Source organism: Enterobacter sp. TCD1-1 (assembly GCF_020567405.1).
Lineage (GTDB): Bacteria > Pseudomonadota > Gammaproteobacteria > Enterobacterales > Enterobacteriaceae > Enterobacter > Enterobacter quasiroggenkampii.
On record NZ_JAJCXF010000012.1, the window covers coordinates 1 to 1,229 of the forward strand.

Here is a 1,229-nt window from a genome sequence, read left to right on the forward strand (position 1 = left end):
TGAATCGCCACGGGTTTAACAGACACCTCAGAGTCATTTAAGATGACTTAAAGAGAGGTCCCCATGAGCGGTAAGCGTTATCCTGAAGAGTTTAAAATTGAAGCAGTCAAACAGGTTGTTGATCGTGGTCATTCTGTTTCCAGTGTTGCAACACGTCTCGATATCACCACTCACAGTCTTTACGCCTGGATAAAGAAGTACGGTCCGGATTCTTCCACTCATAATGAACAGTCAGATGCTCAGGCCGAGATCCGCCGTCTTCAGAAAGAGTTGAAGCGGGTTACGGACGAACGGGACATATTAAAAAAAGCCGCGGCGTACTTCGCAAAGCTGTCCGACTGAGGTACGCCTTTATCCGCGACAACAGCCTTTGCTGGCCTGTTCGTTTGCTCTGTAGGGTTCTGGATGTTCATCCGAGTGGATTTTATTTCTGGCTTAAGCAGCCATATTCACAGCGTCACCAGACAGACCAGATGCTGACCGGGCAGATCAAACAGTTCTGGCTTGAGTCTGGCTGCGTCTATGGTTATCGCAAGATCCATCTCGATCTGCGTGATACCGGACAGCAGTGCGGAGTGAACCGGGTCTTGCGGCTGATGAAGCGTGCCGGAATAAAAGCTCAGGTTGGGTACTGCAGCCCACGTGCACGTAAAGGAGAAGCCAGCATCGTGACACCCAACAGGCTCCAGCGGCAGTTCAATCCGGACTCACCGGATGAGCGTTGGGTGACGGACATAACCTACATCCGAACCCACGAAGGCTGGCTGTATCTGGCCGTGGTGGTTGACCTGTTCTCCCGAAAAGTTATCGGCTGGTCAATGCAACCCCGCATGACAAAAGAGATTGTCCTGAACGCATTACTTATGGCGGTGTGGAGGCGTAATCCTCAAAAGCAGGTACTGGTTCACTCTGATCAGGGCAGTCAGTACACGAGCCATGAGTGGCAGTCGTTCCTGAAATCACACGGTCTGGAAGGCAGCATGAGTCGTCGCGGTAACTGCCATGACAACGCGGTTGCGGAAAGCTTTTTCCAGCTACTGAAACGCGAACGGATTAAGAAAAGGATCTACGGAACGAGAGACGAAGCCAGAAGCGATATTTTTGATTATATCGAAATGTTTTATAACAGTAAGCGTCGGCATGGTTCGAGCGAGCAGATGCCACCGGCTGAATATGAAAACCTATATTATCAACGGCTCAGAAGTGTCTAGATTATCCGTAGCGATTCA

The 1,229-nt window shown here is 50.2% G+C and carries 1 protein-coding gene; it reads left to right on the forward strand.

The genetic code is table 11. The annotated features are described in order from the left end of the window. Nucleotides 1-63: 63 nt before the first annotated feature. A protein-coding gene (locus LJA86_RS22120) for an IS3 family transposase (RefSeq protein WP_229226727.1) occupies nt 64-1,211 on the forward strand; the annotation gives its coding sequence in 2 pieces (ribosomal slippage) (nt 64-301 and nt 301-1,211; 1,149 coding nt in all). The last annotated feature ends 18 nt before the right edge of the window (nt 1,212-1,229 follow it).